This is a genomic window from Thermanaeromonas sp. DSM 22490 (genome assembly GCF_056378755.1).
On sequence record NZ_JBJHHE010000017.1, the window covers coordinates 31,089 to 51,179 of the forward strand.

General features: G+C 51.0%; 22 protein-coding genes and 1 tRNA gene. 21 read left to right on the forward strand and 2 right to left on the reverse strand.

Annotated elements, in window-relative coordinates; genetic code table 11:
• Positions 1-308: 308 nt before the first annotated feature.
• The 20 genes from AC1BI1_RS11300 to AC1BI1_RS11395 all read left to right on the forward strand — a co-directional run bounded on the left by AC1BI1_RS11300 (position 309) and on the right by AC1BI1_RS11395 (position 18,807).
• On the forward strand, positions 309-1,526 hold the full coding sequence (locus AC1BI1_RS11300) for a sensor histidine kinase (protein WP_476717404.1): 1,218 nt from the start codon (positions 309-311) through the stop codon (positions 1,524-1,526).
• A gap of 10 nt (positions 1,527-1,536) precedes the next feature.
• Positions 1,537-3,105 (forward strand): response regulator, encoded by a 1,569-nt coding sequence (locus AC1BI1_RS11305; RefSeq protein ID WP_476717405.1) that lies wholly within the window; start codon positions 1,537-1,539, stop codon positions 3,103-3,105.
• Between the two features lie 225 nt (positions 3,106-3,330).
• A complete protein-coding gene (gene eutM, locus AC1BI1_RS11310) occupies positions 3,331-3,615 on the forward strand; it encodes an ethanolamine utilization microcompartment protein EutM (RefSeq protein ID WP_476717406.1) in 285 nt (94 codons plus the stop codon).
• A 16-nt stretch (positions 3,616-3,631) separates the two neighbouring features.
• Complete coding sequence (gene pduB / locus AC1BI1_RS11315; protein ID WP_476717407.1) at positions 3,632-4,408, forward strand: propanediol utilization microcompartment protein PduB; 777 nt, start codon at positions 3,632-3,634, stop codon at positions 4,406-4,408.
• A gap of 26 nt (positions 4,409-4,434) precedes the next feature.
• Complete coding sequence (locus AC1BI1_RS11320) at positions 4,435-6,117, forward strand: propanediol/glycerol family dehydratase large subunit (RefSeq protein ID WP_476717408.1); 1,683 nt, start codon at positions 4,435-4,437, stop codon at positions 6,115-6,117.
• 2 nt (positions 6,118-6,119) lie between these two features.
• A complete protein-coding gene (locus AC1BI1_RS11325; RefSeq protein WP_476717409.1) occupies positions 6,120-6,788 on the forward strand; it encodes a propanediol/glycerol family dehydratase medium subunit in 669 nt (222 codons plus the stop codon).
• A complete protein-coding gene (locus tag AC1BI1_RS11330) occupies positions 6,785-7,342 on the forward strand; it encodes a diol dehydratase small subunit (RefSeq protein ID WP_476717410.1) in 558 nt (185 codons plus the stop codon). Before AC1BI1_RS11325 ends, AC1BI1_RS11330 begins: the two co-directional genes overlap by 4 nt.
• Positions 7,343-7,357: 15 nt before the next feature.
• Positions 7,358-9,172: a diol dehydratase reactivase subunit alpha gene (locus AC1BI1_RS11335; RefSeq protein ID WP_476717411.1), complete on the forward strand. Its 1,815-nt coding sequence runs from the start codon at positions 7,358-7,360 to the stop codon at positions 9,170-9,172.
• Complete coding sequence (locus AC1BI1_RS11340) at positions 9,169-9,555, forward strand: glycerol dehydratase reactivase beta/small subunit family protein (protein WP_476717412.1); 387 nt, start codon at positions 9,169-9,171, stop codon at positions 9,553-9,555. The genes AC1BI1_RS11335 and AC1BI1_RS11340 overlap by 4 nt, the downstream gene beginning before the upstream one ends.
• Positions 9,527-10,117 carry a BMC domain-containing protein gene (locus AC1BI1_RS11345; protein WP_476717413.1) on the forward strand — a complete coding sequence of 197 codons (591 nt, stop codon included), beginning with the start codon at positions 9,527-9,529 and terminating at the stop codon, positions 10,115-10,117. Before AC1BI1_RS11340 ends, AC1BI1_RS11345 begins: the two co-directional genes overlap by 29 nt.
• A gap of 49 nt (positions 10,118-10,166) precedes the next feature.
• Positions 10,167-10,778, forward strand: a complete 612-nt coding sequence (gene pduL / locus AC1BI1_RS11350) for a phosphate propanoyltransferase (RefSeq protein WP_476717426.1) — start codon at positions 10,167-10,169, stop codon at positions 10,776-10,778.
• 17 nt (positions 10,779-10,795) lie between these two features.
• The gene (gene eutJ, locus AC1BI1_RS11355; protein ID WP_476717414.1) at positions 10,796-11,626 is read left to right on the forward strand and encodes an ethanolamine utilization protein EutJ; all 831 of its coding nucleotides are present in this window, start codon (positions 10,796-10,798) and stop codon (positions 11,624-11,626) included.
• Between the two features lie 3 nt (positions 11,627-11,629).
• The gene (locus tag AC1BI1_RS11360; RefSeq protein ID WP_476717415.1) at positions 11,630-12,400 is read left to right on the forward strand and encodes a hypothetical protein; all 771 of its coding nucleotides are present in this window, start codon (positions 11,630-11,632) and stop codon (positions 12,398-12,400) included.
• Between the two features lies 1 nt (position 12,401).
• Positions 12,402-12,686: a EutN/CcmL family microcompartment protein gene (locus AC1BI1_RS11365; RefSeq protein WP_476717416.1), complete on the forward strand. Its 285-nt coding sequence runs from the start codon at positions 12,402-12,404 to the stop codon at positions 12,684-12,686.
• 12 nt (positions 12,687-12,698) lie between these two features.
• The gene (locus AC1BI1_RS11370) at positions 12,699-13,679 is read left to right on the forward strand and encodes a cob(I)yrinic acid a,c-diamide adenosyltransferase (protein ID WP_476717417.1); all 981 of its coding nucleotides are present in this window, start codon (positions 12,699-12,701) and stop codon (positions 13,677-13,679) included.
• A gap of 4 nt (positions 13,680-13,683) precedes the next feature.
• A complete protein-coding gene (locus AC1BI1_RS11375; RefSeq protein WP_476717418.1) occupies positions 13,684-15,075 on the forward strand; it encodes an aldehyde dehydrogenase family protein in 1,392 nt (463 codons plus the stop codon).
• Positions 15,076-15,096: 21 nt separating this feature from the next.
• Entirely contained in the window at positions 15,097-16,416 is a 1,320-nt protein-coding gene (locus AC1BI1_RS11380; protein WP_476717419.1) for a 4Fe-4S dicluster domain-containing protein, read from the forward strand.
• Between the two features lie 20 nt (positions 16,417-16,436).
• On the forward strand, positions 16,437-16,982 hold the full coding sequence (locus AC1BI1_RS11385) for a BMC domain-containing protein (RefSeq protein WP_476717420.1): 546 nt from the start codon (positions 16,437-16,439) through the stop codon (positions 16,980-16,982).
• Between the two features lie 170 nt (positions 16,983-17,152).
• Positions 17,153-18,259, forward strand: a complete 1,107-nt coding sequence (locus tag AC1BI1_RS11390; protein ID WP_476717421.1) for a glycerol dehydrogenase — start codon at positions 17,153-17,155, stop codon at positions 18,257-18,259.
• Positions 18,260-18,342: 83 nt separating this feature from the next.
• A complete protein-coding gene (locus tag AC1BI1_RS11395; RefSeq protein WP_476717422.1) occupies positions 18,343-18,807 on the forward strand; it encodes a DUF1097 domain-containing protein in 465 nt (154 codons plus the stop codon).
• An 88-nt stretch (positions 18,808-18,895) separates the two neighbouring features.
• Here AC1BI1_RS11395 and AC1BI1_RS11400 read toward each other — a convergent pair whose 3' ends face one another.
• A complete protein-coding gene (locus tag AC1BI1_RS11400) occupies positions 18,896-19,117 on the reverse strand; it encodes a hypothetical protein (protein ID WP_476717423.1) in 222 nt (73 codons plus the stop codon).
• Positions 19,118-19,302: 185 nt separating this feature from the next.
• Here AC1BI1_RS11400 and AC1BI1_RS11405 point away from each other — a divergent pair.
• A tRNA-Leu gene (locus AC1BI1_RS11405) sits at positions 19,303-19,390 on the forward strand.
• 193 nt (positions 19,391-19,583) lie between these two features.
• Here the strand turns inward: AC1BI1_RS11405 and AC1BI1_RS11410 are convergent.
• Complete coding sequence (locus AC1BI1_RS11410; protein ID WP_476717424.1) at positions 19,584-20,000, reverse strand: site-specific integrase; 417 nt, start codon at positions 19,998-20,000, stop codon at positions 19,584-19,586.
• Between the last annotated feature and the right edge of the window lie 91 nt (positions 20,001-20,091).

A 20,091-nucleotide genomic window follows, 5' to 3' on the forward strand; every position in this document is an offset into this window, starting at 1 on the left:
TTTACCACCTAAAGCTGGGAGTTAAGTTTCACTTAACAGGAATTACCCCCTACTTCCTTCGCTTCATCTCCGCTTCCACTCCGCTTTTGTTCCTAATTTCACAATTAAGTATAATTTAAAGTCTATAGCTGGAAAGCTGATACAGTCTCAGCCAGGGGACTGCGCTAGCCGATTGCGTGGTTACCTACTAAATCCTGACACGGACGTTATTAAGCACCAGTAGTTGGCTGCCTGAACTTTTAGAGCTAGAATAGACTCAGTTAGATTTATTCTTCCCACTCCCATTCAAACGCGAGGAGGACAATAGCGTGGCTGATTATAACCTGGTAGAGGTAATTAACCGGGACAAGCTGCAAGAAATCTTAGATAAGTTCACTGATGCTACAGGACTGGCCGCTATAATAACCGACTCGCGAGGACGGAACATCACTGCTCCCAGTAAATTTACCCGGCACTGTACTATGGTGAGATCTTATACCAAGGGCTTGCTAGGGTGCTATGCCTCAGATGCCCGACTGGGAAGGCTGTCTATGAAAACAGGCCGACCTGCCATGTCTTTATGTCACTGCGGGATCGTGGATTTGGCAGCTCCCCTGATCATAGATGGGGTTTGCTGCGGTTATGTTCTCTGTGGTCAAGTGTTTTTGAACCCTCCTGATGAGAGGGCCCTTAATAAGGCAAAACAAAGGGCCAGGCGTTTTGGAATAGACGAAAAGGCATATGTGGAAAGATTCCTCGAAATTGAGGTTGTACCGGAGAAAAGAGTTATGGCTGCCGCAGAAATGTTGCATATTGTGGCGAGTTATATTGTGGAAATGGGAGCGAGCCACTTAATACAAGGCAGGCTTCTGGCTGAAGAACGCCGTAGAGTGGAACTGGAAAATGCTTTGAGGGACCTAGAACTCAAGGCCCTGCAATCCCAGATAAATCCCCATTTCTTATTTAATACCTTAAATACTGCTGCGCGCCTTGCGTACCTGGAAAATGCCAGCCGTACAGGGGAGATTGTATACTCATTGGCCAGCCTTTTGCGCTATTCTCTACGCAATATAGACAAGCTAGTTTACCTCAAGGAGGAGATTACCCATATTAAACATTACTTATACATTCAGGAAGTAAGATATAAAGGCCGTATACGAGCAGTAATCGAAGTGCCCGAACACCTGGAAGACGTGTTGTTGCCTGTTATGAGTCTCCAGCCGCTGGTGGAAAACGCCATTGTACACGGACTGGAGAAGAAGGTAGAAGGAGGAGAGGTCAGGATATTGGCTTATGAGGCGAGCGATGTTGTTAAGGTGGAAATTATTGATAACGGCGTGGGTATAGAAAGGGAGGTATTGGAAAGGTTAAGCAGATCCGGGCCTACGGGTACCTGTCATACCACCGGTTTGGGCATATTGAACGTGGATATGCGACTCAAGCGATATTTTGGGCCCTCGTATGGTTTACAACTGGAAAGCGAACCCGGGCGAGGGACTAAGGTTACTTTAATTTTCCCCAAGAAGTTCGAAGGCTATGTTGAGTAGGTGATCTCGGATGGCGTATAAATTGTTAATTTGCGAAGACGAATCTCTGGAGCGAGAGGCAATCAGCCTTATTATAAGCCGGGCGCGACTTCCCCTCGAGATTGTGGGCGAGGCGGAAAACGGTGTGGAGGCCGTACGCAAGGCTAGGGAGATCAAACCGGATATTATTTTAATGGACATTAAAATGCCTGGCCTCGATGGGCTGAGTGCTGCAGCTCAGATCCGGGAAAAAGACGGTAAGTGCAAAATTATAATTATAACTGCCTATGATGAGTTTGATTATGCCCAAGAAGCGCTCCGGCTAGGGGCTGTTGATTATCTTTTAAAGCCGGTGCGGCCAGAAGAGCTGGTTACGGTAATGCAAAAAGTCATCAATGCTTTAGATAAAGAAAAAGAAAAGGCGAACAAGGAACAGGAATTGCGAGAATCCATAAAGAAAGCTGCCAAGTTCTTACGAGCCGGATTTTTCTCCGGACTTTTACTTGGAGCTTTTGAAAATGAAAAGGTAATAGAGGTTCAGGCAGAAATTTTGGGGCTCAAACAGATACCCCGCGGAATTCTGGTAATCGAGCCTGATGTGGATGCCAGTGATAGTACCAGCGAATTTGACCGCTATGAAGTTTATAGAGTAATAGAGCAGGTAATGTCGCCTTATGAAAACAGCATAGTCCTTTTGCTGGGCGAAGACATTGTAGTGGGCACTGACCTACAGAGAGATTTAAGGGAGCTGGGGGAAAACTTGCGGTATGCTGTAGAAGAAACATTAGAGTGCACGGTGACTATTGGTATCGGGAAAACCTCATCCGGCGGCGATTTGCCTCAGCTTTTTAAAGAAGCCCAGTTGGCAGCCCGGCTCGGAAAATTTTTCTTAGGGGGCAATCGCGTGGTAGTGCTGGACGAGATGGAAGACCTTTTACACCACCATGGCGGTTACGATTTTGAAAAAGAAGAAAAATTACTGGAACAGGTGCGTCTAGGCCAGAGGGCAGAGGCGGCGAAAACCCTAGAGGAACTTTTGCAGGAAATGCTTTCATTCGGTTATAACTCTATAACCTTGTGCCAGATGCGGTTGGCTGAAATCTTAGTGCTAGTATGGAGAGCAGCTAAACAGGCAGGTTATATCGGTAAAAATGATTTTCACCTGCAGTACAGTTACTTGCAAAGGCTGGGGCGCTGCCAGACACCAGCTGAGCTGCGTCAATGGTGCAAGAATTTGCTAGAAGATATTTTGGTCTCCCAAGACAAAGGTCATACTCCTAAAGCACTCATACGGCAGATGATAAAATACATTCATGACAATTATGCCAAAGAATTGAGCCTGCAAGATATTGCCCGCCAAATATATCTGAGCCCTGACTATTTTAGCCGTTTGTTCAAAAAAGAAGTGGGATGCACCTATGCTGAGTACTTGACCAAGGTCCGGGTGGAAACGGCTAAGAGTTTACTATCTAACCCGGGCCTATCAATAGCCGAAGTTGCCCGGAAAGTGGGTTACCACGACCCCAATTATTTTAGCCGCGTGTTTCGGAAAGTGGTAGGAGTATCTCCCTCAGATTACCGCCAAGCTTTAGGGTTATAGCTTAAGGTCAAAAAAATACAGGTAAAATACCGGAGGAGTGCTAGCCCAGTCAGTAGGGGTCTATTTCCACACTTTTAGGATAGCGCTGCAAGTAAGAACGGAGTCGATTAAAGTAAGAGGTTATAACTTTAAAGGCGAGAATTATATATCATAAGTTTAATTCATATTATCTCAAAAATATCCCCAAAATTTGATAGTTTATTTTAATGGAGGTGCTTTACTTAAATGACGGGCGAAGCATTGGGTATGGTAGAGACGAAGGGTTTGGTTCCGGCAATTGAAGCAGCGGACGCCATGGTTAAAGCGGCCAACGTAAAGCTCATAGGTTACGAAAAGATCGGCTCGGGGCTGGTAACCGTAATGGTACGCGGCGATGTAGGTGCCACCAAAGCTGCAACTGATGCTGGAGCGGCGGCGGCGCGCAAGGTAGGGGAAGTAGTATCGGTACATGTAATACCGAGGCCCCACAGCGATGTAGAGAAGATTTTACCTAAGCTTCCGCAGGAATAGGTGGGAGGTGTAGCAGGTGGAAGAGCAAGTAATAAAGAAAGTGGTGCAGGAAGTTTTGAACAGGGTTCAGCAGCAGGAGGACAAGAAAGGTCCTGCTTTGGAGCATCCAGGGCTTACAGAATTTGTGGGGACGGCCATCGGGGATACTATAGGACTAGTAATCGCTAATGTTGATCCGTTGCTCCACGAAAAAATGGGGCTAGATAAGCGCTTCCGCTCCATTGGCATTATTGGTGCCAGGACCGGTGCGGGTCCCCAAATTATGGCGGCTGACGAAGCGGTAAAAGCGACTAATACGGAGATAGTATCGATAGAACTGGCCCGGGATACTAAAGGGGGCGCGGGACACGGGTGTCTTATCATTTTCGGGGCAGAGGAAGTATCCGATGCCCGGCGGGCTGTAGAGGTGGCGTTAAGAGAACTGCCGCGTACCTTTGGCGATGTATATGCCAATGAGGCAGGCCATTTGGAATTCCAGTACACTGCGCGGGCTAGTTATGCCATTGAGAAGGCCTTTAATGCTCCGGTGGGTAAAGCCTTCGGGCTGATAGTTGGCGCTCCGGCGGCCATCGGCGTGGTCTGCTGCGATACCGCGGTTAAAGCCGCGGAAGTAAATGTAGTGGGATATGCTAGCCCGGCCAAAGGGACAAGTTTTACCAATGAGGCCATACTTTTCATGTCGGGGGACTCGGGTGCGGTTAGGCAGGCCTTGATTGCCGCTAGGGACGTAGGCCTGAAGTTGTTATCTACCTTAGGTGAGACACCCAAATCCTTAGGAGTACCGTATATTTGATGGTCTGCGAAGGGTGGTGATAGATTATGAGGTCGAAGCGTTTTGAGATCCTATCCCAGAGACCGGTAAATAAAGATGGCTTTGTAGCTGAGTGGCCGGAAGTGGGTCTGGTGGCTATAGGAAGTCCCAACGATCCCCAGCCTAGTATTAAAATAGAGAATGGCAAAATAATTGAGATGGATGGGAAACGTCGCGAAGATTTTGATATGATCGACCAATTTATTGCCGATTACGCCATCGATTTAGATGTGGCCGAAGAAGCCATGGCTATGGATAGTACAGAGATCGCCCGCATGTTGGTGGACATAAACGTACCCCGGGAAGAAGTGATTCGGATAGCGCGAGGCCTCACGCCGGCCAAGTTAGTGGATGTTATTGACAAGCTAAATGTAGTGGAAATAATGATGGCCATGCAAAAAATGCGGGCGCGCAAGAGGCCGGGTAACCAATGCCATGTTACCAACCTGCGGGATAATCCTGTCTTACTCGCCGCAGACGCGGCGGAGGGTGCTCTGCGCGGTTTTGATGAAGAGGAGACCACGGTGGGTGTGACCCGTTACGCGCCCTTCAACGCCTTAGCGCTACTGGTGGGTTCCCAGACCGGTAGAGGAGGGGTTCTTACCCAGTGCGCTTTGGAAGAAGCCTTTGAGCTTAGCCTTGGCATGAGGGGCTTAACTACTTATGCCGAGACTATCTCTGTTTACGGCACAGAGCAGGTTTTTGTGGATGGCGATGATACCCCCTGGTCTAAAGCTTTCCTGGCTTCGGCCTATGCCTCCAGAGGTCTCAAGATGCGGTTTACTTCGGGTACTGGCTCTGAAGTGCAGATGGGCTACGCCGAGGGCAAATCCATGTTGTACCTGGAAGCGCGCTGCATAATGATCGCCAAAGGAGCAGGAGTACAGGGGTTACAAAACGGTTCTATTAGCTGTATCGGTGTGCCGGGAGCTGTACCCTCTGGCATTCGGGTGGTAGCCGGAGAAAACCTTTTGACCATGATGCTGGATCTGGAAGTGGCTTCGGGTAATGACCAGACCTTCTCCCACTCTGACATCCGGCGCACGGCCAGGATGCTGCTGCAAATGTTGCCGGGTACAGACCTTATCTTCTCGGGCTATAGCGCGGTACCCAATTACGATAATATGTTTGCCGGGTCAAATTTTGACATTGAAGATATGGACGATTACTTAATCCTGCAGCGCGATCTCATGGTGGATGGAGGGGTTAGACCAGTACTGGAGGAAGAGGTAATCGCGATACGCAATAAGGCGGCCCGCGCCCTGCAGGCTGTGTTTAAGGAGCTAGGTTTGCCTCCCATAACTGATGAAGAAGTGGAAGCCGCAACCTACGCCCATGGTTCCCGGGACATGCCTCCCCGGGATGTCGGCCAGGATCTAAAGGCTGCCACTGAGATGATGGAAAGAGGAATCACCGGCCTGGATGTGGTGAAGGCGCTGGCCAAACACGGGTTCACCGATATAGCCAATAATGTTCTCAATATGTTAAAGCAACGCGTGGCGGGAGACTATTTGCATACCTCTGCCGTTTTGGATGCCCGGTTCCAGATCGATTCAGCAGTAAATAATCCTAATGACTATCGTGGTCCGGGTACAGGCTACCGCCTAAGCAAGGAAAGGTGGGAGACAATCAAAAATATTCCTCAGGCCTTGAAACCGGAAGAGATTGAAAAGCAGGGAAGCGAGGTGTGAACATGATCAACACAGAAGCCCTGGTGGAACAAATAGTTAGTGAAGTGTTAAAGCGTCTGGGAGAGAAGAGCTATAAAAGTATGGTAGGGCCCATGGACTCTCCCCCTGGAGGTGAATGGCGGGAAATAGGTGAGGCCAAGCCGGGTACGGATCAAAGGGAAGTGGTGATAGGTATCTCGCCAGCCTTTGGGGTTAAGTTCAGCAAAAATATAATAGGAATTCCCTTACGAGACATGTTGCGCGAGATAACAGCTGGGATAGAGGAAGAGGGGCTGCGGGCGCGAGTAATTCGGGTAAAGCACACAGCGGACGTGGCTTTCATAGGGCATACAGCTGCCAAACTTTCAGGTTCCGGTGTGGGTATAGGCATCCAATCGAGGGGTACAGCTGTAATTCACCACAAGGACCTTCAGCCTTTAAACAATCTCGAGCTTTTCCCCCAATGCCCGGTTCTTACTTTAGAAACCTACCGGGCTATAGGTAAAAATGCAGCGCGTTATGCCAAAGGGGAAACGCCCCCTCCGGTACCAGTGATGAATGACCAGATGGCCCGTCCCAAATTCCAGGCCAAAGCCGCGGTAATACACAATGTTGAGACCCGGCTTGTCACGCCCGGCGCCAGGCCTGCGGAGTTGCAGGTGTCCTTCGCCCAAGGAGGTGTAGTATCATGACCGCCCTCAATGAACAAGCCATAGAAGAAATTGTGCGTCAAGTGCTCAAGGAAGTGACACAAGAGAGAGGCACGTCCAGACGGGTTTCGCAGGGGCCATCCTCAAGTCAAGTAAGTACCCACACCGGGCAAGAAGCACAGATTTCTCCTACGAAAGACTACCCTTTAGCGGCTAAGCGGCCTGAGCTGATAAAGACTGCTACAGGTAAAAAGTTTACAGATATTACCTTGGAGGCGGTAATGAAAGGCGAGGTCACGCCGGATGACCTCCGTATAACTGCTGAAACCCTGCACCTACAGGCCCAGATCGCCGAGACTGTAGGTCGGAAACAGTTTGCCCAAAACCTGAGAAGGGCAGCCGAATTAACCCGCGTTCCGGATGAACGGATACTGGCGTTTTATACGGCTCTGAGGCCTTACCGGTCGACGAAAGAGGAGCTCTTAGCGATTGCTAACGAACTGGAACAGAAGTATAATGCTCCTTTGTGCGCGGCCTTGGTGAGAGAGGCAGCCGAGGTGTACGAGCGGAGGAAACGATTAAAAGGTATGGAATAACCGGAGGAAAACTATATGCTGGTGGCAGGTGTAGATATAGGTAATAACACCACTGAAGTAGCGCTGGCCAGAGTGGAAGGGGAGCAGGTCCGGTTTCTGGCCAGCGGCATGGCAGCTACTACAGGCATAAAAGGGACGCCTGCCAATGTGACAGGAATAAGGATTGCTCTGGAAGAAGCTGCTCGCAAGGCAGGACTACAGTTAGAAAATATTGATCTTGTCAGGTTGAACGAAGCGACTCCGGTCATCGCCGATGTGGCTATGGAGGCCATTACGGAAACTATTATTACCGAATCCACCATGATCGGCCATAATCCGGCTACTCCAGGCGGTATGGGATTAGGGGTGGGAGTCACTATTCCTATATTCCGCCTGGATGATAGCCGGGCGGGTGACAAGGTAGTAGCGGTGGTGCCCGGGAATGTGGACTACGAAGAGGCGGCCAAGGCTATCAATACCGCCATAAGAAAAGGTGTAGATGTTCAGGGCGCTATTGTGCAAAAAGATGACGGGGTATTGATAGCCAATCGCCTGGAGCGAAGAATACCGGTAGTAGACGAGGTATCTTTAATTGATAAGGTACCTTTGGGTATGCTAGCGGCAGTGGAGGTAGCTGAACCAGGGTACACGATAAAGACACTTTCTAACCCTTACGGTATAGCTACTGTATTTAACCTTACACCGGAAGAAACTAAAAATGTGGTGCCCATGGCCCGGGCCCTAATCGGCAACCGCTCCGCTGTAGTTATACGCACACCTGCCGGTGACGTAAGAGAAAGGCGGATACCGGCAGGGAAGCTGGTACTGCGCGGCAAAGGCAGGTCGGTCACCGTAGACATTGAAGAGGGCGCCGAGGCAATTACCGCTGCGGTAGAAGAAGTATGGCCGCTGGATGACGCGGAAGGCACTTCAGGTACTAATGTTGGTGGCCTTCTCGCTAGAGTAAAGGAAACTATGGCCGAGGTTACCGGCCAGCCCCTTTCGGCCATCCGCATTCAAGATATTTTAGCCGTAGACACCCTAGTACAACAAAGGGTAAAAGGGGGCTTGGCTAATGAATTTTTCTCTGAGGACGCGGTTGCCCTGGCTGCCATGGTTAAAAGTTCGCGCCTTCCCATGGAGAAGGTGGCCCACAAAATAGAGCAGGAGATGGGGATAGCGGTCGAGATCGCGGGCGTGGAGGCCAACATGGCAGTTTTAGGAGCGCTAACCACGCCTGGTGCCAGCCTCCCGCTGGCTATTCTAGATTTGGGTGGCGGATCCACAGATGCAGCCTTTATAGATGCGAGGCAAAAGGTAGAGACAGTGCATCTTGCCGGTGCTGGCGAGATGGTTAATATGCTAATTTATACCGAACTGGGGTTAACAGATCGCGCTTTAGCGGAAGACATAAAGCGTTACCCCTTGGCTAAGGTGGAAAGCCTTTTCTCTATAAGGCTGGAAGATGGCACTGTAAGATTTTTTGAAGAGCCGCTGGATCCCAAGGTATTTGCCAGGGTGGTAATCTTAAAAGAAGGTTCTTTGGTGCCGTTGCCTATTGATGTATCTCTGGAAAAGGTCAGGGCTGTGCGGCGCGAAGCGAAGAAGAAAGTTTTTGTGGGGAATGCCCTACGGGCCTTGGCCAAGGTAGCGCCAGCGGGCAACATCCGGTTTATAGATTTTGTTGTGCTGGTGGGGGGGTCAGCCCTGGACTTTGAAGTGCCCCAGATGATTTCGGAGGCTCTGGCTGGATACGGAGTTGTGGCAGGGCAGGGCAATATCCGGGGAACAGAAGGACCGCGCAATGCGGTAGCAACGGGGCTGGTGTTGTCTAGGTGGAACAAGCGATGAGGACTTACGAAGAAATTAAGCCCAGCGTTATGATTTATATCACTGATCCTGAGCTATGTTCCCTAGCCCTGAGAGGGCTGGTGGAAGGCCTAGAAGAAGAGGGCGTTCCTTTTGAGCTCCAGGTAAGGGCAGGAGAAGCAGAAAGGCTGGCCGTGGAGGCGTCCCGAGCGTCCAGATTAGGTGTGGGAATAGGCGTCAGTTCAGATGGAACCTGTGTTTTACAACACCAGCGTCTCCACCCCGGCCGTCCCATAGCTCGGGTGCCCTCCGAAACCGGCAGCAAGGATGATTACCGCCTGATAGGTAGCCATGCTGCCCGACTGGTCAAAAATTTGCCGTTGAAGGAGGTAGACCGTGGCTCGACAAGCTTTAGGTCTTATTGAAACCGTGGGGTTGGTAGCGGCCGTCGAAGCGGCTGACGCGGCGGTCAAGTCGGCGGACGTAAAGCTGATAGGCTATGAGCTGACCCGCGGCGGCGGGTGGACCGTAATTAAAATTTTAGGAGATGTGGCCGCGGTACAGGCTGCAGTGCAGGCAGCTGGGGCGGCAGCTGGCAGAGTAGGGAAAGTTGTGGCTACCCATGTGATTCCCAGGCCTCATGAAGACAGCGCTTTACTCATAGAGACTAGGGAGACGGTGGGGCAAAAGCAGGGGGCTCCTTGTCGGAGGAAAGATGGGGACAAGGGTTCCGGTTCTTCAGCCGAGTGCCTGCAGCCGCCTGAAGGAGCAATAGTGGGTCAAGAACAGGGAGCTATAGGGCAAGGGGAGAGCCATGAAAAAGGGGAAGGTGTGGCCGGGGTCGCAGTTGTGGCCCCAGAAAGGGTAGAAGGAGAGGGTGTCACCGGGGAAAGGGCACCTACTTGCAACTTGTGTAACGATCCTGCCTGCCCGCGCAAGAAGGGAGAGCCACGCAGCTATTGCCTGCACTACCACGGCGAAGGGTAAGAGGTGAGCAACATTGCCTGTAGAAAATATCGATGTGCTTGCGCGGGAGATAGCCAGGGCAGTCCTGTTAAAACTTAACTGTGGGACGGAAGCGATTGAGATCCCGGTGGGTGTGTCGGCGCGTCACGTCCACCTTTCGCGGGAGCATGTGGAAACGCTGTTTGGCAGAGGATATCAGTTGACGCCCATTCGCGAGCTGCAGCCCGGGCAGTATGCGGCCAAGGAAACGGTTACTATCGTAGGCCCCCGGGGAGTGCTGCAGAACGTGCGAGTACTCGGTCCACCTCGCGCCAAGACACAAGTCGAGATTTCTAAGACGGATGGATTTGTACTGGGGGTTGATCCTCCGGTTAGGGATTCTGGTGATCATGCCGGGACACCGGGATGTGTAATTGTAGGGCCCCATGGCGCAGTAAAGATCGAGGAGGGTGTAATTTGCGCCATGCGGCACATCCATATGCCCCCCGAGATAGCTAAGAAATTAAATCTTAAGGATAAAGCTGTAGTGCGGGTTAAGATCTCTTCTGGTGATAGAAAAGTAATGTTCGAGGACGTGCTGGTTCGCGTTTCCCCGGATTTTGTTCTGGAGATGCATGTAGATACTGATGAAGCTAACGCGGCGGGTCTAAAAACGGGTGACCGGGTCAGGCTGGCCGGATAAGGGGGTAGCTTTTGTTTGTGGAGAGAATAAGGCAAGGAGAAGAGCTATGCAGGGCTTTGGCGGCCTGCCTGAACGGTGCTAGACCAAAATGGGAAGGAAGCCTTAGAGTAGGGGTGGACCTGGGCACGGCTAATATAGTCGTAGCTGTGGTGGACAGCCGCGATCGCCCGGTAGCGGGAAAACTCCGGGCAGCAGAAGTTGTACGCGATGGATTAGTGGTAGATTTCGCTGGCGCCCGGGAAATAGTGGGCTCCATGTTAAAGCAAATAGAGGAGGAATTGGGCGTAGAGCTGGAGTACGGGGCTTGCGCGGTACCGCCGGGGACTCGAGCAGGGGACTGTCGGGCTACCCGGTATGTAGTGGAGGCGGCGGGCCTTGAAGTACTGGCAGTGGTAGACGAACCCACAGCGGCCGCCAGGGTATTGGGTATTAATGATGGGGCCGTAGTAGATATAGGGGGCGGCACGACGGGGATTTCTGTGTTGCAGGACGGAGAAGTTGTCTACACAGCGGATGAACCTACCGGAGGTACACATTTTACTTTGGTATTGGCCGGGCACTTTGGTCTGCCGTTTAGAGAGGCGGAGAAGCTCAAGCTTGACCCGTCCCAACAGCGTAGGCTCTTTCCAATATTGCGGCCCGTAATGGACAAAGTAGCCTCTATTATTGAAAGGCATTTGGTAGCCTTTAAAGTTCCGCACGTTTATTTAGTAGGAGGCGCCAGTGCCCTTCAAGGGCTGAAGGAAGTAGTAGAGAACCGGATAGGTATTCCGGCTATAATTCCGCGGCATCCCTTACTGGTAACACCCCTGGGTATTGCCCTTATGTGCCCGGAGGGAGGGAGATAAGCGGTGTTAGACCCTGAACTGGAGGCCCAAATCCGAGCGCTGGTCATGGAGGTCATCTCCAGGTACCTTAACCGCCGGATACTGGCCATATTTACAGGAGGTACTATAGGTCGGGAAGAAGCTAGGCGGCAGCTCTTGAGCTGCCAGCAAGAATATGGTTTGCAGATAGACTTAATGTTTTCCAAGGCGGGTGCCGCCATACATGATGTTGCCCGGTTGGCTCAGGAATTCAAAGGGCAGGTGTTTGTAGAGGGACAGGAACGGGTAACTCGCTGGAGGGAATATGCGGCACTGGTCTTTGCCGTGCTCACCAGGAATACGGCGGCCAAAGCAGCTCGTTTAATACTTGATTCTTACCCGGTAGAACTAATGATTGATGCTCTCATGTATGGGATGCCGGTTATTGCTGTTAAGGATGCGGCCTGCCCTGAAGGGAAAGAGTGGAAAGGATTGGGTTTAAACCGGGGTAACCTCGAACTTGGACGGGCATTTCAAGACAATCTCCAGCGCCTGGAGAGTTATGGGGTACGGCTGTGCGGGTCCAATGAGCTACAGCGGGCAGTAAGGGAGATTTTGGAGATCGAGCCTGGGCCAAGGGCAACGGTGTCTGGCTCCAATGGGGTGCGGCTAGATAAGAAAGTTATTATAGCTGAGGACCTGATGCCCTATTTGGGGAGGCCGACTGAAATACAGGTTCCGAGCAGTTGCATTATAACTCCCTTAGCCTCTGATTTGATAAGGAAACACCAAATCAAGATCGTCCGGGGGCAATAAGATGCGCTTGGCAAAAGTAGTAGGGACAGTAGTAGCTACCAGGAAAGATGAGAGCTTAGTGGGGTGCAAACTCCTGGTAGTTAAGCTTTTAACTCCAGCGGAATCAAGGGGGCGCGGCTCAGACCAGGAGGAAGAGCTGGTGGTGGCGGTGGATTCAGTGGGAGCAGGCGTAGGTGAAACTGTACTGGTAGTCCTTGGGAGTGTAGCCAGCCGGATCATGGGGGACGGTCGCGCGCTCATAGATGCCGCTGTAATCGGTATTGTGGACCAAGTAGAGCTGGTATGAGGGGTGCCGGCCGTGAAAATTTATACCAAGAAAGGAGATAAAGGGGAAACTTCTTTAATAGGTGGCTGGCGATTAAGAAAATGTGACCAGCGGGTGGAGGCTTATGGTGCAGTAGATGAAATAATAGCTGCCCTAGCCTTAGCCCGCGCCCTGTGCCAGACTCGTGGGGCGCGCTCCATATTGACCCGTGTGGAAAGTGAGCTCTTCCTTTTGGGAGCTGAGCTAGCTTCCCTGGAACCCGAAAGGTACCTGCGCCAACGCCTCACTGCTGCCCATATAGAGCAAATAGAAAAAGAAATAGATGAACTGCAGAAGGCTAGTACCTTGATGTCTGACTTTATCCTGCCGGGACCTTACCTTTGTTCGGCTGGGCTTCACCTGGCCAGGACCATCGCTAGGCGGGCGGAAAGGGAAGTAGTGAGACTTAGCCTGGAAGCACCGGTGCGGGAAGAGATACTGCAATACTTAAATCGGCTGTCCGACCTCCTCTTTGTCCTGGCAGTGCATGAAGAGGAGGAAGAAGTAGTCCGTCAGGTAAAAGAAAAAGTTAAGTCATATGGGGAAGGAAGGGGTGCAAAATTGTTAACTTTAGATCAGGCCAAAGTTATTCTCCAGGCTTGTGAGGCTAAGGCTAAAGAGATGGGGGTACCGGTGGTCATTGCCGTAGCAGATGCCGGGGGTAATGTGGTAGCCCTTCACCGAATGGATGAGGCTTTGCTCGCTAGCATTGATATAGCCATTAATAAGGCTTATACTGCAGTGGCCCTGAAGAAAGAAACTGCCGAACTGGCTTCTCTGGCTGCCCCTGGAGGCCCCCTTCACGGTCTGGACAGCTGTTGCGGGGGTAGGCTGGTTATCTTTGGAGGCGGAATACCCCTGTGGCAGGACCAGAAGTTAATAGGAGGTATCGGGGTGAGCGGCGGTTCGGTAGAGGAAGATATAGCTATCGCTCGTGCTGGGGTCTCAGCCTTGGAGAAAGGGGTGAACAAGTAAACTTATGGCAGTGGACGAAAGGCTGGTTGCTACCATTGCTAGACGGATAGTGGATGAATTATACGCCCTGGAAAAAAGAGATCAATCCGCTAGCGGCATTTTTGCCACGGTGGACGCAGCGGTGGAGGCTGCTGAGCGGGCCCAGAAAAAATTTTCCTTGATGGACCTGGAAAAACGCGAGCAAATTCTGGGGGCTATCCGGGAGGCCTGTCTCAACCACGCCCGAATGCTGGCCGAGATGGCGGTAGCAGAAACGGGTATGGGACGGGTAGAAGACAAGATAATGAAAAATATCCTGGCGAGCAAGAAAACCCCGGGTACCGAAGACCTTACCACCACTGCGTGGACTGGCGACCACGGCCTTACCCTGGTGGAAATGGCTCCCTACGGGGTGATTGCTGCCATTACTCCAGTCACTAACCCGACTGCTACTATCATTAATAATTCCATAAGCATGCTCGCCGCAGGCAATGCAGTGGTGTTTAATCCTCACCCGCGGGCCAAAGCTTGCTGCGCTAAGGCCGTAGAGATAATACATGAAGCTATAGTCAGGGCAGGCGGCCCCAAAGGCTTAGTAACAACCATTGCCGAGCCGACCATAGAAACCGCTCAACAATTAATGTCTCATCCCCAAGTCCGGTTGATTGCGGCTACTGGCGGCCCTGGAGTGGTCAAGGCGGCCCTCTCCAGCGGCAAAAAAGCCATTGGTGCCGGGGCGGGTAATCCTCCGGTAGTAGTAGATGAAACGGCGGATATAGTAAAAGCAGCCCATGATATTGTGTGTGGCGCCAGTTTTGACAACAACTTGCCTTGTATTGCGGAGAAGGAGCTTATAGTAGTGGAATGTGTTGCTAACCAGCTGTTGGAGCGGATGTCCCGCGAGGGCGCTTATATATTACGAGGCAAGGATATAAGTAGATTGACTGAAAAAATTTTCCCGGACGGCGAACAGGTAAATAAAGACCTTATCGGGCAGGACGCGAGTCTGATTCTTCGACAAATAGGTATCGAAGTGGGCGGAGATGTGCGTCTGGTGGTCTTGGAGGTGGATCCGGACCATCCTTTGGTGTGGCACGAGCAACTTATGCCTGTACTGCCGGTAGTACGGGTGGCAACTGTGGATAGCGCCATTGATCTGGCCGTACAAGCCGAGGGGGGCAACCGCCATACAGCTGTAATGCATTCCAAGCATATCGATCATATGACCGTATTTGCCCGGGCGGTTCAGACTACTATTTTCGTAAAAAACGCCCCCTCATATGCAGGTATAGGAGCTGGTGGAGAAGGGTTTACCACCTTCACTATAGCTGGTCCTACGGGCGAGGGATTAACCTCGGCCAGGAGCTTCACCCGCCAGCGTCGGTGTGTTTTGGTAGACGCCTTTAGAATCCTTTGACCCGGGGAGGCAACTCGGTAAGTGAGTATACAAGTAGTGCAAGCCGTGCGCGAGGCAGGGGTGGTGGGAGCCGGGGGTGCGGGGTTCCCCGCCCATATAAAGTTATCCGCGCGCGCCGAAACAGTTATTGGCAATGGAGCAGAATGCGAGCCTCTGCTGACAGGGAATCAGGAGCTAATGAAAAACCAGGCAGAGGGCATAATAGAAGGAATGCGCAGGGCCATGGAGGCCACCGGGGCGGCCAAAGGTATTATAGCCCTTAAACGTAAATACAGCGAGTGTATTGAAGCGCTAGCAAGGGCTTTGGGTAAGGAGGCACGAATACAACTTTTCCAGTTGGAGGATTTTTATCCGGCGGGAGACGAGCAGGTCTTGGTGAAAGAAGTGACCGGAAAAACTATTCCGGAAGCCGGGTTGCCTTTGGATGTGGGGGTGGTAGTGCAGAATGTCGAGACTTTATATAATATCGGGAGAGCAGTCCTGGGTAGACCGGTGACAGACAAAATAGTTACGGTTGCGGGAGCAGTGAAGCAGCCCGTCACTATACGCGTGCCTTTGGGCACGCCGGTCGCTGATCTCTTAAAGCTGGCCGGAGGCCCGGCAGTTGACAGTTATGTTTTGATCGATGGTGGACCAATGATGGGCAAGGTGGTTAGAGAGGACAGCCCGGTAACCAAAACAACTTCGGGCATAATAGTAGTCCCTCGCACTACCACGGCGGCCTCCAGTAAAACGGTGAACAGGTCTCTAATGTTAGCCCGGGCGCGGGCGGCGTGCTGCCAGTGTCGATATTGCACTGATTTATGTCCCCGGTACCTCTTAGGACATTCCCTGGAACCCCACCGCATTATGCGTGCGGTAGCTAATGGTGTCGCCGATGTAGAAGGCCTTACCTCAGCCATGCTCTGCTCTGAATGCGGTTTGTGTGAAATCGCAGCTTGCCCCATGGGTCTAAGTCCCAGGCAAGTTAATGCAGAACTGAAAAAGGTTTTTGCTCAAAAAGGATTACGCCATCCACGGCGAGAGGTATTGCGAGATAGAGAACAGGAAAGGCGAGGTAGGCGTTTTCCGGCCAAGAAATTGCTCTTGCGCCTCGGCTTGAGTGAGTATACCACCTATGCGCCTTATCGCGAGATAGAGATGGTTCCTGAAAAGGTTGTGTTGCCGCTGAAGCAACATGCTGGTAAAGCTGCTGTACCAGTGGTAAAAGTGGGTCAGTATGTGAAAGTAGGAGACTTGCTGGCCGATGTACCTGAGAACGTTGTGGGAGCCAGGGTACACTCGAGCATTGAGGGGACAATAAGCGATATATCAGAGGAAGCTATAGTGGTAACTCGTTAACGACGGGGGGATAGGGACTGGTGAACAACTTGGGTCTTCTAGAGTTTCGAGAGATGACCAGGGGTATTGTGGCTGCCGATGAAATGATAAAATCGGCTCCCGTGGAACTAATCCTGGCCACCAGCCTTTGCCCGGGCAAATTTATTGCCCTAGTAGCAGGCGAAATAGGGGCGGTTAAGGAAGCGCTAAGGCGGGGTAGGGAAACTTTTTCGGATGGGGTAATAGATGAGTTCCTTCTGGCCAATGTGCACCCGGCGGTTATCCCGGCCTTGACAGGGACTTCGGCACTGGATAAAAAGGGTCAATCCTTAGGACTGATTGAGACCTTTACTGTGGCGGCGGCCATTCGGGCGGGAGATGCGGCGGCGAAAGGTGCCGAGGTGTCTTTGGCCGAGATCCGTATTGCCCGTGGTATGGGAGGCAAATCGTTGGTTGTATTAATGGGAGAAGTTAGCGCCATTAAAACCGCAGTTCACTTTGGGGTGAGGGCTGTAGGAGAAGGACAATTGGTATCTCAGGCGGTCATTAGCCATGCTTCGCCAAAATTAATAGAAAAGCTGCTATAAAATAAGGGGCAGAATAAAGGAAGGGGGGATGAAGTAATATTGAAGGGGCTCTAGAGCGCACTATAGATCCAAATGAGGGGGGGGAGGTGAAGGGGAGAGGGCAGTTATCGTACTCAAATTATAATTGCAAAACCGAACTTCTGCAAAATTTTGGATAAGGAGGAAGCCGTATGAGCATAAAAATACTTATTTCTCCCAGCCGCTATGTGCAGGGTCCTGGAGCGATACATTCTTTGGGCCAACAGGTGAAAAATTTTGGTCAAATGGCCTTTGTGACGGGAGGTAAAACAGCCCTCAAGCAAACGAAGGAAGACATTGAGAGAAGCTTGAAGGAACACAACGTAGGCTCGGTATTTGAAGTATTTCGTGGGGAGTGTTGTGATAGTGAAATAGAGAGGCTTAAAGCCTCAGCGACAGCCGCGGGGGCAGATTTTATAGTCGCTGTGGGTGGCGGTAAAGTGATTGACGCCGGTAAAGCGGTGGCGTGTTTGATGAATAAGCCCATTGTTATTGTTCCCACTATCGCTGCTACTGACGCGCCCTGCAGCGCTCTTTCGGTTATTTATACTGAAGAAGGCGTTTTTGAGCGGTATTTTATACTTCCTCAAAACCCCAATCTTGTGCTTGTGGACACTTCCATTATTGCCAAAGCTCCTGTCCGTTTCTTAGTTTCTGGTATGGGAGATGCTCTCGCAACCTGGTTTGAAGCCGATTCCTGTGCCAAGGCGGCAGCCAAAAATATTCCCGGCGGATATACCACGGCTACAGCTCTAAGCTTGGCACGGCTTTGTTACGATATACTGTTGGAATACGGTGAGGCGGCCAAGCTCGCGGTAGAAAAAGGCGTGGCCACGCCTGCGGTAGAAAAGGTTGTAGAAGCTAACACTCTGCTCAGCGGTATTGGCTTTGAGAGCTCGGGGCTTGCTGCTGCTCATGCTATTCACGACGGGTTGACTGTTTTGGAAGAAACGCATCACAGCTATCATGGAGAAAAAGTGGCCTTCGGTACTCTGGCACACCTGGTCTTGGAGGACCGTTCTTGGAAAGAAATTAATGAAGTACTCGATTTCTGCACCAGGGTTGGGCTACCTGTAACCCTAGCGCAAATAGGGGTTACTGATCCTACTCCTGAAAAGATCATGCGCGTGGCCGAAAAAGTATGTGAGCCTGGTATGATGGTCCATAACATGCCTTTCCCGGTGACACCGCAAATGGTTTATAACGCCATTTATGGTGCCGATGCCATCGGCAGTACTTATCTGGCTAAAAGGAAGTAAAGACAAGATACTTGAAACTTAAAAGATGGCCGGAGCGAGAAGATCGCTCCGGCAAATAAATATGTGGAGGTAGAGGTAAAACTATGCAGTTTTTCCCCCTAGCTTTAAGTATAGCAGTTTTGGCAGGAATTTGGACATATATTTCGGGACAATTTAATATTCTTACCTGGCCTGCTTTTGTAGGCTGGGCACTATTTTTTGCTTCCGGGGGCAACGCAGACTCAGTTAAAAAAGTGTTTTGGCCTGCTACCAGTGGAGTAATCTTGGGTTATTTAGCTGTAGTCTTTGCACCGTATTTAGGCGGACAGGGATTAGGAATTGCTGTTGCAGTGACGGTTATTGCCTTCATAATGGTCATGCTCGCTCCCATCCGGATATTTGCTTTTGTACCTGCACAATTTGCTAGTTGCGCTACATTTTTTGGAACAGGCGCTAAATTCTGGCCCACAATCATTCCGCTGCTGATAGGCATAGGTCTGGGATACCTTTCGGCAATATTGCCCCAGTTATTCACCGCCAAGCAAGAAAAGAGCGACAGAGCAGCTTAGCAAGAACAACCCGAAGCTTAGCCCAGTAAAACCCCAGCTCGAAGCTGGGGTTTTCTCATGGGTACGGTTTAGACTCCAGTTGGAGGGCTCAAACCGACGATAAGTATACATTCGGTTCCGGTGGAGCAGCTGCTGTTGTTGCAGGCAGTGGATTCCAACAGCAGGCGGAATCGGGTACCGCTTTCCTTGGTAACCATTCTTCTTCTGCTAGTAGCTTTTGGACGTTTTGGGGATCCCTCTGGGCTTCTCTAGCCAGTTCAAAAATGGTGCTTTGTTCCTTAAGAAAATCTGTGAGTTCCTGCCAGCGCATTCAGTATACCCCAGGTTTCCCTTAGCTTTTTAAATACATTATAGCGTGTTACCGCTAGGATAAGTGATGCAGCACTATATTTCGTTTAATATTTCATTGAGCTTACGTAAAAATGGTTAATTAAAAAGTGCGAGCGCTAATCCCTTGACTCCTCGAATTTCAGGTGCTAAACTATAGTTAGGCGTGCGGCAGTGGCGGAACTGGCAGACGCGCTAGATTCAGGGTCTAGTGGTCACTGCGACCGTGGGGGTTCAAATCCCTTCTGCCGCACCAGAAAAATCAAGGGTTTCGGGGATCGAGGAGCGTACTGCAACGAGTTAAAACAAACAAAGTACTGCAACCGTACTGCAACCCGCTCCGATACCCCGGCGAAAGGAATAAATAACCGCCGGAGGTATTTCTCCAGCGGTTATACTGGTACATATAGGTTAGCTCCCTTCTCCATTACTGGGGAAGGGAATTTCTTTTAAGAAGATAGAAGCTTATTGAGTTTGGCCGCTGCTGCCTGCTTAAGCTCCGGGAGCACGTGGGAATAGATATCCAGGGTTGTGCTGATCTGGGCATGGCCCAGAAGCTCCTGTACTACCTTGGGGTGTTCACCAGCCTGAAGCAAAAGGGTGGCGTAAGTGTGGCGCAGGTCGTGAAAGCGGATACGGGGTAGGCCAGACTTGGCAAGCAAATCTTCAAAGTGCCGTAGGAAGCTCCGTTTTTCTAACGGCCTGCCATCTACCGTCGCAAAGACCAGGTCGTTATCCTGGTACATCGGGCCTAGAAGAAGCTTTTCTTGTGCCTGCCGTGCACGGTGCGCCTTTAACTCCGAAAGGATATCTTGGGGAATAGGTACAGTCCGGCGGGATTTTTCAGTTTTAGGCTCCTTGAACACAGGTTGGCCTTTTATGTAACTTCTCAAATTAAATCGAGGCTCGTTTGAACCATATTTGCGAATTGAACAATGTGCAGGGAAGGTTAATACC